This is a genomic window from Sorangium sp. So ce176, assembly GCF_051519835.1.
Lineage (GTDB): Bacteria > Myxococcota_A > Polyangia > Polyangiales > Polyangiaceae > Sorangium > Sorangium cellulosum_G.
Genome location: NZ_CP150371.1, coordinates 1337735 through 1351902, shown reverse-complemented (window position 1 = coordinate 1351902; position 14168 = coordinate 1337735). Strand labels below are relative to the sequence as shown.

The following is a 14168-nucleotide window of genomic DNA, read 5'->3' as shown; positions in this document are numbered from 1 at the left end:
TCGATGCCCCGCCGCGCGGCGCGCGGGCGCCAAGAGGTTTTGGCGATGATGCTGGCACGGTAGTTGTACCTCGCTGTTGCCCATGAGGTTTCAACGGATCGGTCGACTGGCTTGCCTTGCGCTCGCGCTCCTCGGCGCAGGGAATCTCGCCGCGTGCGGCGACGGCTCATCGGGGGGCTCGGGGGGCAGCGGCGCCGCGGGCGGCGGGGGCGCCACCGGCGGCGCAGGCGGCACGGGCGGCACGGGCGGCGAAGGTGGGGGCGACGGAGGCGAGGGAGGAGGCGACGGCTATGAGTGGCCCGTCGAGACCTACCCGATCGACATCACCCCCTCCGAGGACTGGAAGAACCAGCTCGACTTCCCCTTCGACCCGTTCGCCGCCTACTCGACGTACGACGGGCCGAGCTGGGTGAAGTTCACCGTGCTGATGCACGATCCCACCAAGGTCTACTACCAGGACAGCAACAAGTTCCCGTTCCACGGCGAGTTCGCGACGGCGCGGCTCGACCCGTTCTTCGGCATGTCGCTCGACGAGTACGACCAGGTATCCCTGCACGCGGAGGGACAGAAGGCCATCCTCGGCGCGGTGCTGATCTCCCCGTTCGCGAGCACCGAGCCCGAGGTCGGCATCCAGCTCGTCCGGCAGGACGCCTACGATCCCGAGATGGCGCGCGTCGTCCTCGAGCTCGTGAGGGACAGCATCGTCGCGCCCGACGGCGCGAGGCCCTTCTATTTCCCGACCCACGAGCAGGCCGCGTCGGCCGCGGAGAACAGCGCGTTCTTCGAGCAGAGCGGGTTCCCGGTGAGCTCGGTCGAGCGGTGGCTGAGCGGCGATCAGTGCTACTCGACAGGCTGGGCCGTGGGCCGGCTCCGCTACGTGCCCTCGGACATGATCGACGCCGCCTACGCGAGCGGCGATCTCCGGGCCGAGGACATCCTCCTCACCGACTCCATCCCTGCGGAGGTGCCTTATGTGGCGGGCATCATCTCGCTGTCTCCCTCGACCCCGAACGCGCACACAGCCCTCCTGGCGACCTCGTTCGGCATCCCGTTCGTTTACATCGGCGATCCGGCCGCCGCGGCGGCGGCCAAGGCGCTCGACGGCAAGGAGATCGCGCTGCGGGCCTCGCGGGAGTGGGGGGTCGTGTGCCGCGCCGCGGTCCTCGAGGCCGAGGGCAAGATCGCCCCGGCGGACAGGGAGCAGCTCCTCGCGCTGAAGCGGCCGGGCGATCTCGGGATCCAGCCCAAGCAGCCCCTGGGCGCCTATTTCGGATCCACCGAGGATCTCGGCCCCGCGGACATCATCCACTTCGGCGGCAAGGCCGCGAACTATGGCCTGCTGCGGGACGCCATCCCGGAGAGCTCCGACGTCGCTGTCGCGCTGTCGTTCGATCTCTGGGACGACTTCCTCGACCAGGCGACGCCCGGCGGCAGCACCCTGCGCGCCGAGATCGCGGAGCGCGTCGGCGGGTATACCTACCCGCCGGACATGCCGGCGCTCAAGGCCGATCTCGCGGCGATCCGGGACCGGATCGCCAAGGACACCGCCTTCTCCGCGGGTCAGCGGCAGGCGGTCGAGGAGGCGATCGCGGGCTTCTCGCCCACGAGGAAGATCCGGTTCCGGAGCTCGACGAACGTGGAGGACAGCGCCGTCTTCACGGGCGCGGGCCTCTACGACAGCTACAGCGGCTGCCTGGCCGATGACCAGGACGCCGACGACGCGGGGCCGAGCCTCTGCGACGCGGACGAGGCGAGCGAGCGGGGCGTGTTCCGCGCGATCCGCAAGGTGTACGCGAGCTTCTACAACGACAACGCGTTCCTCGCCCGGCTGCTCTACGGCGTGAACGAGGACGAGGTCGGGATGGGCGTGCTCGTCCACTACTCCTATCCTGACGAGAACGAGATGGCGAACGGCGTCGCCACGCTCTCGCACGCCGCCGCCTCGCCCGGCGAGCCGGGCACGGACGAGATCAAGCTCGTGACGCAGCTCGGGGCGACCTCCGTCACCAACCCGGAAGGGGGCGCGCTGCCGGAGGTCGTGGACATCAGCAGCTATGACGGCCAGGCCTACCTCAGCCTCCGCTCCGGCTCGACGCTCGTGCCGCTCGGCGGCCACGTGATGGAGTGGGAGAGCGATTATCGCGCGCTCGCCGGCCTGCTCGGCCGCGTCCAGCAGCGGTTCGTCGAGGCGCACCCGGGCAAGACGTCGTACCTGCTCGATTACGAGTACAAGAAGATGAAGCCCGGTGAGCTCGTGGTGAAGCAGGTGCGCGAGGTCTCGCTGCCGGACACGACGCCGAGCCTCACGCCCTACCTGCTCGACGACCCGCGGGAGGTCTGCACGTTCCAGGGCGAGTTCGGCGACGTGTTCGCGAACCACCGGCTCAAGGTGCGCGCGCGCCTCTCGACGAAGAGCGCGTTCCTCACGCCGGCGGCCCTCGGCAGCACGCTGTTCGCGGACGCGACCCTCGATTACGTGTCCGGCGGCGCGGTGGCGACGTTGACGGGCAGCCCCGCGGCGTGGCCGGGCGCGGCGCACACGTACGCCGACGGGACGACAGCGGACGCCTTCGTGGACGGCGAAGGGGCTGCGGCGACCACCTATGCGCTCGCCGCCGAGAGCGTGCCCGACCTGCTGCCGCCGTCGCTCGGGCCGCTTGTCGCGCTGCGCGATTTCGGGCTGACCCTCCGCGCCGAGCACGCGACGCCCGCGCCGACGCTCGACTGGGAGGGCACGCCGGTCCCCGTGTCGCTGGAGGCGGTGCGGCTCGGCGACTGCCCGGCGGAGGGCGATCCCGTGGAGGGCTCGTTGCTCCAGGAGCGCTCGCTCTCGCCGAAGTCCGGCGGCGTCGTCGTGCAGACGTCGTTCTACTGGCCGCCGTATCCCTCGGGCCCCACGGCGGGGTACACGGCGCCCCTGCACAAGTGGGTGGAGACGCGCATCGAGGGGCTGACGAGCAGCCCGATCGTGCTGAGGGGCTATCACGCGCAGACCTACCGCCCGGCGCACCACAACTTCTCGGAGGACTTCATCTTCGAGCCCCGCCTCGAGCCCGGCGTCGACCCCGCGCTCCTCGCCGAGCTGGAGGAGAAGGACATCCGGTTCATCTACATCAGCACGTCGGATATCCCGGGGGAGCCTCCGCAGATGTGGACCATGGACCCGGAGGGCGTCTTCCACCCGATCGAGTGAGCGCCTCGCGGGCGATCTTCGGAGCCCCGGCGGGCCGCGCCGCCGACCGGGGCTCCGCGCGGCCGGTCACTCGTCCTCTGGCTCGTCCCCGAACAGCACGCCGACCTGAAGCTCGATGGCGTCGAAGGGCTCGGCCCTGACACGCTCGCCCCGCTCCGCGCGGAGCGCCACCAGATACCCCTCCGCGGTCCACCGGTACACGGTCAGCGTCTCCTCCCTGGGATCGACGATCCAGTAATGCGGGAGCTGACAGCGCTGGTAGACACGCATCTTCTTGACCGTGTCGTTGCGCGCGTTCTCGGGGGACAGGACCTCGCACACCCAGTCGGGCCGGAGCCGGACAGGGCTCCCGCTGGGGCGCTCCGGCGAGCGCTCGCGGCGCCAGCCGACGACGTCGGGCCGGTACACCTGGTCCGGCGTGAGCTCGACCTCGACCTCGGTGGCGAACCACCATCCACCGGGCCAGCGGCCGCCGGGGCGCCGCTGGAACGGGGCCTTCACGTGCGCGACGATGGCGGACTGCGCATCGCCGTGCTCGAACGAGGGCACCGCCTTCTGCACGAGCTCGCCGTCCACGATCTCGTGAAAGCGCTGCTCCTCGGCGATGGCCAGGAGATCCGCGGCGGTGGCTGGGCCTGGCTTCGGTGCGGCGGTGGGCACGCGTCGAGCATAGCGCCTCGGCGCGAAGGGTCGCCACACTTCGAATTGTCAAGCAATTTCAAATAGTTAAACGCGGGACCAACGAGCGCGCGGCGGCGTCGAGCGCCAGCGCTCGACGCCGCCGCGCGCCGTGGAGCGGGCCGGCGCGCGCGGGCACGAGGCGCGTCGCGCGGGGTTGACGCGCGGAGGCCGCGGGGCGACCAGCAGCGCTGGCTGCTACCGCTGGCGTACAACCGCTGACGAGGAGAAGATCATGAGCCTTTACGACAGCTCGTTCCCCCAGATGGCCCGCATGCTCGGCCAGGTGCCGACCTGGTTCGACAAGGCGCAAGCCCACGCCGAGCAGAAGAAGTACGATCCCGAGGTGCTGCTCACGGCGCGCCTCGCGCCCGACCAGTGGAACTTCAGGCGTCAGATCCAGAACGTCATCTCCTGGCCCCTGCGGCTGAGCGCGCTCCTGGTCGGCGCGGAGCCGCCGGCGCCCCAGACGGGAGACGAGACGATCGCGGAGCTGCGCGCGCGGATCGGAGAGACGCTCCAGCAGGTGAGCGCGCTGAAGCCGGAGCAGTTCCAGGGCGCGGGCGACCGCATGATCCCGCTCTTCTTCATGCCGGGCAAGGGCATGAAGGCCCCGGACTTCGTGTTCCAGTTCGCGCTCCCCAACTTCTACTTCCACGCCACCACGGCGTACTCGATCCTGCGGCACAACGGGATCGACGTCGGGAAGATCGATTTCATCGGGCCGATCGCGATCCGCGATCTCTGAGCGCGGCAGTCCCGGCGGGGCGGCCCGGCGGCTCATCCGCCGCCAGGGCCGCCGCGCCTGCTGCCGTGGTCTCCGCGGATGAAGACTAGAAGCCGCCGCTGCCGCCGACGCCGACGCTCGAAGAGGAGACGGACACCGCCATGTAGCCGCCGGCCCCGCCCGAGCCCCCGGTGCCGTAGCCGCCGTAGTATTCCTCCGGATCTTCGTAGACCTCGATGCCGAGGTTCAGCTTGCCGTTGAGCCAGAGCGCCCTGTCCCCGATACCGAACTGATACTGAGCCCAGGTCGTCGAGCGCGGCGATACGTAGACGTAGATCACCTGCGACGAGAGCAGCGTCGCGTCCACCACCGTCGCCGTGCCGCCCTCGACCTTCTCGAGGTGCCAGCCCGGGAGCAGCTGGACGTAGTACGAGCCCTGCTCCAGATCGACGAGGATGGAGCTCGCCTCCGGATCTTCGTCCTCGGAGTTGATCGTCAACAAGGTTCCGGGGAAATACCCGGTGCTGCTGCTGGTGGTGCTGCCGGGGCTCCCGCCGACGCCGCTGCTGCCGCTGCTGCTGCCGACCGTCACCCCGTCATACCAGTAGTAATCGCTCTGGATCTGGAACGTCGCGTTGCGGAGCCGGTAGCTCACGCCGGACGGCGCCTGCGCCTCGAGCGGCAAGCTGAGCGAGCCGAGCTCTGCGTCATCGCCGGCTGGCATGGTGCAACCGCTGATCCCGGCCGCGAACAACCCGCCTACCGCCGCGAACACCCCAAATCCCTTAAGCATCCTGGTCATCATGTTGTCCTCCTGAAGGTTCCGCTCGGGACCACCGGCCGCGTGCGCCATCCTCTGCCGCCGGTCCCCGCACGTGCACCTGCCCAGGAGCAATCCGCGATCCAACCTGGATCTCCGCGATTTGCTGGCATCTGTCAGCAATGCGCCGGCAACATGGCCCAGATTGGCTCAGCCGATTGTGCCAATGCCGCGTCGACGGGCGCACCGCGGCGCCTCGCGGCGCGCGCCGCGCTGTCACGCGAGCATCGATGGGCGTCGGCAACGAGCGCCGTCGGGGCGGCTCCGCTGGCGCAGGGCGCCTGAGCCCCGCGCGCCGGGCTCACCCGCCCCAGTCGACAGGCTTCGTGCCAGGCGGCGCCACGTTCGGCATCTCGTGAAAGAGAGCCCGCGCGAGATCGGGCAGCGGCGCGCACGCCTGCTCTCCCAGGTTGGTCAGCTCGAGCGGGTCCTCCAGCACGTTGAAGCAGTGGAACTCGCCGTCCCACTCGCGCGCCTCGATCTTCAGCGGCCCCTGCATCATCCCCCAGTTGCGGAACGAGCACCCCCATACCCAGGTGCAGTTCGTCAGCGGCACCGGCGCCACCGTGCGCTCCGGCCGCGTCAACGGGTGCCCGATCATCCGGGCGCGGAACGGCGCGAGCCGCGGCTCGTCCCAGAGCCCCATCAGATCGAGGAACGTCGGCGCGAGATCGAGGTGCCACACGAACGTGTCCCGCGCGCCGGCGATGCTCGCCCGCTCCTCCGGGGCGAGCGTCCCCTCCGGCGCGTCGATCCACGCCGGCACCAGGATCTCCTCGTCCCAGAGCGAGCTCGTGTGGCCGAGCTGCCAGTGCTCCCGGAACGACTCGCCATGATCCGACGTGTACACGATGACCGTGCGCTCGCCGCTCGGCGTCCCGCGGATATGCTCGATGAGCCGGCCGACCGCCATGTCCGACAGGTAAACGACGTTCTTGTAGTAGTTGAAGAAGTGCTCGTTCCTGTCGGGCGACTTGCTCCGCTCGCTGGGCTGGAACGGCGAATGCCGAGGATCGATCACGTACGGGAAGTGAACGTTCGAGTAATGGACGACGGCGAAGAACGGCTCGACGAGCTCGCCCCACTCCTCGATCACGCGATCGGTGAGCTGCCGGTCGAGGGCGCCGTAATCGAGGTCGGCGCCCGGATCGAGCTGGGTGGCGACGACGCGGTGCGAGACCGGGATGTCCTGCACGTAGAGCCGGGCATTGCCGAACATGAGGTTCTGGCTCGTCCAGTAGGCGGTGTCCCAGCCGGCCGCGTGAGCGTAATGCCAGAGCAGCGGGGCGGAGCCGAGCACCTCCTGGCGCTCGGTCGGCAGCACGCCGGACCAGATGTTCGATATCGAGATGGCCGTCGTCGAGTCGTGGGCGCGCATCTGCAGGAGCGGCATGCGGCCGGGCGCGGCCGCGTTGGAGAACGGCGTCGCCTGGGCGCAGGCCGGGTCGTACGCGACGCACGTCACGTCCGCGCGCTGGCTCTCCTGCAGGATGAGCACGACGTTCCGCGGCCGCGCGGGGCGCGCCTCGAGCCGCGGCACGCGCTCCGGGTCGCGGCGCTGCACCCGCAGATCCGGCGAGTCGTCCGTGATGCCGAGGTGCTCCTTCACCACGGCGGTGACGCCGTGGAAGTAGATCATGTCGGCCGACGACGACTGGATCACCCGGTAGCTCACCGGGATCATCGTCACGCCGGCCAGCGCCAGCGGCACGAACGCCGCGGCGACGCGCCGCCGGAGGCGCCGCGGGCGCACGAGGCGGCGGGACAGCCGGAGCGCGCCGAGCGCGAGCCCGAGCGCGGCCGCGAGATGGGCGATCACGCGGGGATCCCCGAGCGGCAGCGTGCCCACGACCGACCACGGGATCGACCGGGAGTGAATCTGGGAGTCGATGGAACAGTAGATGTTGTAGAGGGCGTGAAAGCCCCCCTGGACGCCGCACGCGAGCGTGAAGAGCGCGACGAACAGCCCGCCGGTCACGCCGCGCATCGCGCCGCGGCGGCCCGAGGCGACATAGAGCAGGACGCCCCAGAACCCGAGCGACGCGACGACGGTCGCTGCGTATCCGGCCGCGTGCAGCCGGTCGAACGTCGTCATGTGGCGGCCCCGCCGCAGCACGTCGGCGACGAGGAACCAGAGCGCCGGCGCGGCGAGGAGCGCGAGGCCGGCGAGACGGCGACGGCGGCGCGCGGCCCGGCGCGCCGCGCGCGGGCGATCGGCGCGGCCGGCGGGCGCGGCGGGCGCGGCGGAAGCGGCGGGCGCGGCGGAAGCGGTGGCGGGCGGCTCGCTGGGCGCGCCGCCGTCTCGGTCGATGTCCGGCGTCATCCGGGTCAGTCGCGGCGGGGCCTCGACGCGAGGTCGCGGAGGTGGACCGGGACATCGACGCTGCCGGCGGGACCGCCGTAGATCGCGTCCGCGAGCCGGGGCAGGTCGCCGCAGGCGGCGGGCCCGAGGTCGCGCTGCTCGCGGGGGTCGGCGAGCACGTCGTAGCAGTGCCAGGCGGTGTCCCAGGCGCGGGATTCGAGCTTCATGTTGCCGCGCATCATCCCCCAGTTCTTGAACGCGCAGCCCCAGATCCCGGTGCAGTTCGTGAGCGCCAGCGCCGCCGGCGCCGGGAGCGGCCGGAGCAGGCTGCGCCCGACCATCGCCGCCCTGTACCCCGCGAGCGCCGGCTCGTCCCACAGGCCCATCAGGTCGAGCAGCGTCGGCGCCACGTCGGTGTGGAAGACGAGCTCGTCCCGCGCCGCGCGCAGCGCCCCCTCCTCCGCCGCCGTCAGCGTGCCCGGCGGCGCGTCGACCCAGCCGGGCACCCGGATCTCCTCGTCGAGGATCGAGCCCGTGTGGCCGAGCTGGCCGTGCTCGCGGAACGCCTCGCCGTGGTCCGAGGTGAACACGATCACCGTGCGATCGCCGACGGGAGAGCTCCGGACGAAGCGGATGAGCTCCGCGATCGCCGCGTCCTGCCGGTAGACCGCGTTCCTGTAGAAGTTGTGGTAGGCGTCGTTGTCGTCGGGCGCCTTGCTCTCGAGCGCGGGCTGGAACGGCGCCTGCTCCGGGTCGACAAGGTACGGGACGTGGGTGTTGCCGAAATGGGCGACCGCGAGGAACGGCTCGCGCAGCGAGAGGAGCTCGGACCGCACGTGCGCGGACAGCAGCCGGTCGTCCGCCCCGAGGTCGATGTCGGCGAGCGGGTCGAGCTCGGTCGCGCCGCACTGGTGCGAGACCGGCAGGTCCTGCACGTAGAGGCGCGAGTTGGCGAACATCATGTGGTGGCTCGTCCAGTAGGCGCTGTCGAAGCCGGCGGCGTCCGCGTAGTCGAAGGCGAGCGGCGCGGTGTGGAGCTCCTCGCGCGTCGCGATCGGCTGGAGGCCGGACCAGAGCACCGCGAGCCCGATCGCGGTCGTCGAGGCGTTCGACCGCATCTGCGTGAGCGGCAGCCGGCCCGGCGCCGCCTCGTCGATGCGCGGGGTGCCAGGGCACGGGGCGGGGGCGCCGCGCTCACCGGCGGGGGCGCGGGCCGAGCAGGTGGCGTCGGCGCGCACGCTCTCGGTCAGGAGGAAGAGCACGTTGCGGCGCGGGCCGGGCGCCGGGGTGACCGGCGGCAGCGCGGGCGGCGTGCGGAGCCCCGGGCGCACCTGCGCCGTGGTCTGGACGCCGACGAGCTCCTTGATGAGGCCGCCGATCGCGTGGAAGTAGATGACGTCGGGCGTGGAGGCCTGCACCGCGCGGTACGAGCACGGCAGGACGAACGCGGCCACCACGGCCGCGGGCGCGGCGAGGCGGGCGGCGCGGGCCCGCGCCGTGCGGCCGGGGCGCACGATCCGCCGGCCCAGCCAGACGAGCGCGATCGCGAGCAGGAGCGGCGGGAGGACCGAGCGGAGGAAGTTCTCCCCGTCGGCCCGGAGCTGGCCGAAGAGGCTCGACGAGAGCGACGTCCCGAAGAGCGTGGCGTCGAGGTTGAGGTACGTCGCGTACTGGCGGTGGAAGTAGAGCTGGCCGCCGAGCGACAGCGTCGCGAGCACCACGAAGAGCAGCGCCGCGATCCAGCGCGACGCGCCCCGCCGCGCCGAGGCCGCGAAGAGCAGGAGCCCCCAGAGCGCGGCGCTCTCGACCATCGCGCCGAGGTAGCTGGCCATGTGCTTCCCGCCGAGCGCGAGCAGCCGATCGCCGCGGATGAGGACGTCCGCCGCCACGACGAGGAGCAACGGGAGCGCGAGGAACAGGCGACCGTAGCGGCGCCGGGCGCGGGCGAGGACGCGCAGCCGGGCGCGCGCCGCGGCGCGCTCCGCGCCCACATCGCGGGTCAGCCCGCGCGACGAGCGGCTGGAGACGTCCGTCTCTGCCGCCTGAGGATCGTTGAACGCATTGGACCGGGACACGTGGGGCGCGGGATTCTAGCGAGGACATGGCGTATCGGGAACGTTTCTGCGGCGGGTCGATGACGCGTCCGGCCGGCCGGGGGCGCGCCGGGGCCGGGGGGCGCGCCGGGGTGGAGAAATCCCTTCGACAGCCGCCCGGGGCGTGCCATGAGAGGCGTCCGAAATGGCGGAGCAGCTCTTCCTGAACGGGATGCGCGGCGCCCAGCAGGCCCCCGGGGCCGCGGCGCCGTCGGCCGAGACCTCCACCGCCGCCGCGACCTCCGAGCCGGGTCCGCCCGCCAGCGCGCCGGCGCCCGAGCCGCCGCGCGAGACGGCGCCCGAGCCGCCGCGCGAGACGGCGGCGAGGCTCAGCGCGGAGCTCGAGGCGGCGCTCGTTCGCGAGCTCATGGGGGCCTACCAGACCCTCAACTACACGCATTTCCGGCGGAAGCTGCGCTCGGCCTCCATCGAGCTGTCCGACGCCGCGAGCCGGCTCGGGCGCTGGATCTCGGAGGCGCGCACGATCGAGATCTCCCGGCCGCTCGTCCTGACGCAGCCGTGGGGCGTCGTGATCGAGGTGCTCAAGCACGAGATGGCGCACCAGTACGTGCACGAGGTGCTGGGCGTCACGGACGAGGCGGCGCACGGGCCGGCGTTCCGCGAGGTGTGCGCGCGCCTCGGCATCGACGCGACGGCGTCCGGGATGCCGGCCGCCGGCCCCTCGCGGGCGGACCCCGGCGCGGCGGCGGGCAGCGACGCCGCGGCGGACGCCCGGATCCTCGACCGGATCGCGCGGCTGCTCGCGCTCGCCGACAGCCCGAACGCCCACGAGGCGCAGGCGGCGATGGGCGCGGCGCAGCGGCTGATGCTCAAGTACAACCTCGACGTCGCGAAGGCGCGCGCCGCGCGGCAGTACGGCTTCCGCCACCTCGGCGAGCCGAGCGGCCGCGTGGGCGAGAGCGAGCGGATCGTGGGGGGCATCCTCGGCAAGCACTTCTTCGTCGAGGCGATCTGGGTGCCTGTCTACGCGCCGCTCGACGGCAAGCGCGGCAGCGTCCTGGAGATCTGCGGGACGTCGGCGAACCTGGAGATGGCGGCCTACGTGCACGCGTTCCTGCACCACACGGCCGAGCAGCTCTGGAGGGAGCACAAGCGGGCGCACGGCGTGAAGGGCAACAAGGACCGGCGGACCTACATGGCCGGCGTGATGCTCGGGTTCCTCGAGAAGCTGAACACGGAGCGGAAGGCGTCCGCGGAGCAGGGGCTCGTCTGGGTGCGAGACGCTGACCTGGACACCTACTATCGGTCGCGCCACCCGCACGTGCAGCACCTGCGGCACGCGGGCAACCAGCGGACGGCGGCGCACGCGCACGGGCGCGAGGCGGGGCGGAAGATCGTGCTGCACCGCCCGATGCAGGGAGCGACGGGGGAGCGGGGTCTGCTGCTGCCTGGCAAGAAGGGCTGAGCGCGCGAGTCCGCGGCCGGGCCGCTCGGCGGAGCGGACGCCGCCGGGGCGGCGGCGCGGGCCCGACGCGCTCGTTGACGGAGAAGGAGCGGTTCCGGCACGATGGCGCCCGGTGCGCGGGCCCACCCAGGAGAACAACGACGATGCCGCTCCGGTTCACGATTGAAGAGCGATTCGAGGCGTCCCCCGAGGACGTGTTCCGGCTCGCGACCGACATCGACGCGTTCGGCGACTGGATGCCCAACTTCGTGCGCGTGGAGAAGCTCACGGAGGGCGTCGCCGGCAAGGGCGCCATGTGGCGTGAGACCCGCAAGATGTTCGGCAAGGAATCGACCGAGGAGTTCGAGGTCACGGCGGCGGAGCCGGGCAAGAGCCTCGACCTGTTCATCGACGGAAAGAAGGGCACGACGGGACGCGGGGAGTACCGGTTTCGCTATGTCTTCGAGCCTCAGGGCGCCGGCACGCTGCTCAAGATGGATGGCGAGATCGCGGGCATGGGGTGGTTCATGGAGACGCTCGGGCGGCTGTTCATCGGCAGCTTCAAGAAGGCCGTGCACGGGGATCTCAAGGCGATGAAGACCCACCTGGAGCGGCGGCGGGCCGGCTGAGAGGGCGCGGGGGCTCGGGGGGAGCAGGCCGCCCCACGGACAGCCTCGCCGGGGGCCCACCGTTTGTCGAAGTTCCGTCTGGATTGAGTCGCTCGGCGTGGGCCGCGAGCCGTCCACGGAGGGGAAGGGGTCGCGCCGCCGGCGCCGCTGGTCCGGGCCAGCTCACCGCGCAGGAAGGATGGGTCGGCTGTCCGCGGTCAAGACGGGAAACGCGGGGGGCGACCGCGCTCCGGCCTTGATGTAGGCCCAAACCGCCCCGGACATCCTACTCACCATCGAGCCGACGGGCACTGAGGATACGGGTGCAGCGGGTGGCGTATCCAGGATCGTCGACTTCATGATGAGCGTGTCCGGCCCGCACGCAATGCTCGATTGGATCAATGGGCGAGCCATGGACGCCACGGAACGCGCGGCTTCATGCGCCGACCGGCGCAGGCCAACGTCGCCGGCACGACAATCAGCTCGTGACGTTACCACGGCATTCGCCAGCTCCGGTCCCGCCCGCGAGGTGGTGCGTGGTCACGAACGTGGTTGTGGGGAAGGTGGTCGTGCTCCAGACCTGCGGAACGTCTTGCGCGGCGACGCAGCGCGGTAGTAGGCTCGGTCATGCTCGGGAGGGAAGCACATGAAACCGTTGTGCCTCGCTGTGCTCGCTCCGCTCGCCTTAGGCTGCTCCATCGTGGACCCCGAAGATCGCGAAGAGCTGAGGCGCCAGATCGCGACGATGCCGACCCCTGAGACAAAGCTGTACAAGAGATGGTACATGAACTGGCGAGCGAAGGACTGGTTGACGGGCAGGAATCAGAACGACCAGGTGGGCAAGATACAGTGTCGCGACAACGAGCGTGGGGGATGGAGCGGCTGGTACGATCGCCCAGATAAGGTCTTGACCGTCGCGGACGTGGTCAAATGCCTCGTTACAAAGCCCGACTTGCCGACGTATCTCTTTTGCGTCGAAGAATTCGCGTCGTGGGTCGTCGATGATGCCAGGGGAGAGCTCGAGAAGCTGCTGCCCGCGTTCACCGACATCGAGTGCAAATATGTGTGGGATTCTCGATACGAGCCCGAGAAGGTGGATCCCAAGATGGTCGATCCAGATGCCATCGGGCCGGACGACTTGATCGATGCCATGATCGCCGTCCCGGCTCCGCCTCCGGGATGGGCTCTTCCTCGGTTCGCGCCGCTCCTCTGCCCGCTCGGCGCCGGGCCGGGCTGGGGATGCCCCCCCAGGCCCTCCGACACGACCCCCACGGGCGGAGAGCCCGCGGACCCTCCAGGCGGGGACCATCGATGAAGCCTCGATTGTTCGAGCGCGAGCTGCTCGCGGGCTACCGGCTGTTCAGCACCAGGGATCCACGAGAGTGGAAGTCCTGCCTCGAAGATCTGGGCAAGCTGTGCGCCGAAGCGTGGCGAGACGACCTGTCCGAGGAGAAGGACCGCGCGTGGGCCGGGGCGCACCGCGACGAGTTCAAGCAGTGGCTCGACGGCAGGCCCGCACCCCCATGGCCGATGCTGATCGCCGCCGTCAAGCGCGCCTTCCTCGCCTCCCGCGCGCCTCTCGAGCGCGAGCCCACCAGCGAGGCCGAGCGGCTGGCGCGCCTCGACCGGACCCATCTCTGGAAGACGCTGACGGCCGAGGATGTCGCTCAGGGGCACGGCCCCGAGGCGCTCCGCGCCTTTCAGCGAGGCTTCCGGCTGGGACGCTGCGAAAGAGCCCACGCCACGAAGAGGAACATCCCCCCGGTGGTGGATCCTCCCTATTCCTGGTATCGCCAGCAGGAGGACGCGAGCTTGCCGGGACCGAGCGCGGCGCGCGAGCGAGCCCTCGCGGCCGCGTGGCGCGCGAACAAGGACCGGGAGGCCGTCCAGCAGGCCCTGCGCGAGCTCCATGCGAGCGCCTGGCGAGAGGACGTGCCCGAGGAGGACCGCGTGTGGGCCGAGGCGTACCGCGAGACGTGCACGTCCTGGGTCACAGATCACCGGCGCGACGCGGTGGCGCAGAGCGCCTACGAAGCCTATCTCCAGAGCACTGACGGACTCCTCGACGGAGAGCCTGCTCGGCCATGGCCGAAGCCATGGCACCATGACGCGAGGCCGTGGTTGGCCTTCGCGGAGCGCGTCGAGGACGCGCCCGAGGACGAGAGCGAGCTTGCGACGGCCGAGGCCGCCGCGCGAGAGTACTGGGACGCGCGCTGGCGGGAGGCCCCGCGATGGGACAGCGACCCCGCCCAGACGCACTGGCTCGCCGCGGTCCGCGCCGCGCGAAGGACGTCGGCGGCGCTGGCCAGCTTTGTCCCGAGGCCGTGGTAGCGCCTCGAAAG

At 71.2% G+C, this 14168-nt stretch carries 10 protein-coding genes; 6 read left to right on the top strand and 4 right to left on the bottom strand.

Annotation, left to right across the window (positions count from 1 at the left end):
• Nucleotides 1-82: 82 nt before the first annotated feature.
• Nucleotides 83-3193 carry a PEP/pyruvate-binding domain-containing protein gene (locus tag WMF42_RS05005; protein WP_437690527.1) on the top strand — a complete coding sequence of 1037 codons (3111 nt, stop codon included), beginning with the start codon at nucleotides 83-85 and terminating at the stop codon, nucleotides 3191-3193.
• A gap of 66 nt (nucleotides 3194-3259) precedes the next feature.
• Here the strand turns inward: WMF42_RS05005 and WMF42_RS05000 are convergent, their stop codons facing one another.
• The gene (locus WMF42_RS05000) at nucleotides 3260-3853 is read right to left on the bottom strand and encodes a Uma2 family endonuclease (RefSeq protein WP_434045767.1); all 594 of its coding nucleotides are present in this window, start codon (nucleotides 3851-3853) and stop codon (nucleotides 3260-3262) included.
• 253 nt (nucleotides 3854-4106) lie between these two features.
• On the opposite strand from WMF42_RS05000, the gene WMF42_RS04995 reads away from it, so the two are divergent.
• A complete protein-coding gene (locus WMF42_RS04995; RefSeq protein ID WP_437690526.1) occupies nucleotides 4107-4619 on the top strand; it encodes a DUF1993 domain-containing protein in 513 nt (170 codons plus the stop codon).
• A gap of 85 nt (nucleotides 4620-4704) precedes the next feature.
• Here WMF42_RS04995 and WMF42_RS04990 read toward each other — a convergent pair whose 3' ends face one another.
• The 3 genes from WMF42_RS04990 to WMF42_RS04980 all read right to left on the bottom strand — a co-directional run bounded on the left by WMF42_RS04990 (nucleotide 4705) and on the right by WMF42_RS04980 (nucleotide 9795).
• Nucleotides 4705-5373 (bottom strand): hypothetical protein, encoded by a 669-nt coding sequence (locus WMF42_RS04990; protein ID WP_437690524.1) that lies wholly within the window; start codon nucleotides 5371-5373, stop codon nucleotides 4705-4707.
• 346 nt (nucleotides 5374-5719) lie between these two features.
• A complete protein-coding gene (locus tag WMF42_RS04985; RefSeq protein ID WP_437690523.1) occupies nucleotides 5720-7741 on the bottom strand; it encodes a sulfatase-like hydrolase/transferase in 2022 nt (673 codons plus the stop codon).
• 5 nt (nucleotides 7742-7746) lie between these two features.
• Nucleotides 7747-9795 carry a sulfatase-like hydrolase/transferase gene (locus WMF42_RS04980; protein ID WP_437690522.1) on the bottom strand — a complete coding sequence of 683 codons (2049 nt, stop codon included), beginning with the start codon at nucleotides 9793-9795 and terminating at the stop codon, nucleotides 7747-7749.
• A 163-nt stretch (nucleotides 9796-9958) separates the two neighbouring features.
• On the opposite strand from WMF42_RS04980, the gene WMF42_RS04975 reads away from it, so the two are divergent.
• The 4 genes from WMF42_RS04975 to WMF42_RS04960 all read left to right on the top strand — a co-directional run bounded on the left by WMF42_RS04975 (nucleotide 9959) and on the right by WMF42_RS04960 (nucleotide 14157).
• Nucleotides 9959-11239, top strand: coding sequence for a DUF2786 domain-containing protein (locus tag WMF42_RS04975; protein ID WP_061608843.1), 1281 nt, complete (start codon nucleotides 9959-9961; stop codon nucleotides 11237-11239).
• 143 nt (nucleotides 11240-11382) lie between these two features.
• Nucleotides 11383-11847 (top strand): SRPBCC family protein, encoded by a 465-nt coding sequence (locus tag WMF42_RS04970; protein ID WP_437690521.1) that lies wholly within the window; start codon nucleotides 11383-11385, stop codon nucleotides 11845-11847.
• Between the two features lie 679 nt (nucleotides 11848-12526).
• Nucleotides 12527-13141 (top strand): hypothetical protein, encoded by a 615-nt coding sequence (locus WMF42_RS04965; protein WP_437690519.1) that lies wholly within the window; start codon nucleotides 12527-12529, stop codon nucleotides 13139-13141.
• Nucleotides 13138-14157: a hypothetical protein gene (locus tag WMF42_RS04960; protein ID WP_437690517.1), complete on the top strand. Its 1020-nt coding sequence runs from the start codon at nucleotides 13138-13140 to the stop codon at nucleotides 14155-14157. Before WMF42_RS04965 ends, WMF42_RS04960 begins: the two co-directional genes overlap by 4 nt.
• Nucleotides 14158-14168: the final 11 nt, after the last annotated feature.

Excerpts from the sequence above, each read along its gene's own strand:
- WMF42_RS05005 (WP_437690527.1), top strand. The coding sequence starts at position 83 with ATGAGGTTTCAACGGATCGGTCGACTGGCTTGCCTTGCGCTCGCGCTC.
- WMF42_RS04995 (WP_437690526.1), top strand. The coding sequence starts at position 4,107 with ATGAGCCTTTACGACAGCTCGTTCCCCCAGATGGCCCGCATGCTCGGC.
- WMF42_RS04985 (WP_437690523.1), bottom strand. The coding sequence starts at position 7,741 with ATGACGCCGGACATCGACCGAGACGGCGGCGCGCCCAGCGAGCCGCCC.
- WMF42_RS04975 (WP_061608843.1), top strand. The coding sequence starts at position 9,959 with ATGGCGGAGCAGCTCTTCCTGAACGGGATGCGCGGCGCCCAGCAGGCC.
- WMF42_RS04970 (WP_437690521.1), top strand. The coding sequence starts at position 11,383 with ATGCCGCTCCGGTTCACGATTGAAGAGCGATTCGAGGCGTCCCCCGAG.
- WMF42_RS04960 (WP_437690517.1), top strand. The coding sequence starts at position 13,138 with ATGAAGCCTCGATTGTTCGAGCGCGAGCTGCTCGCGGGCTACCGGCTG.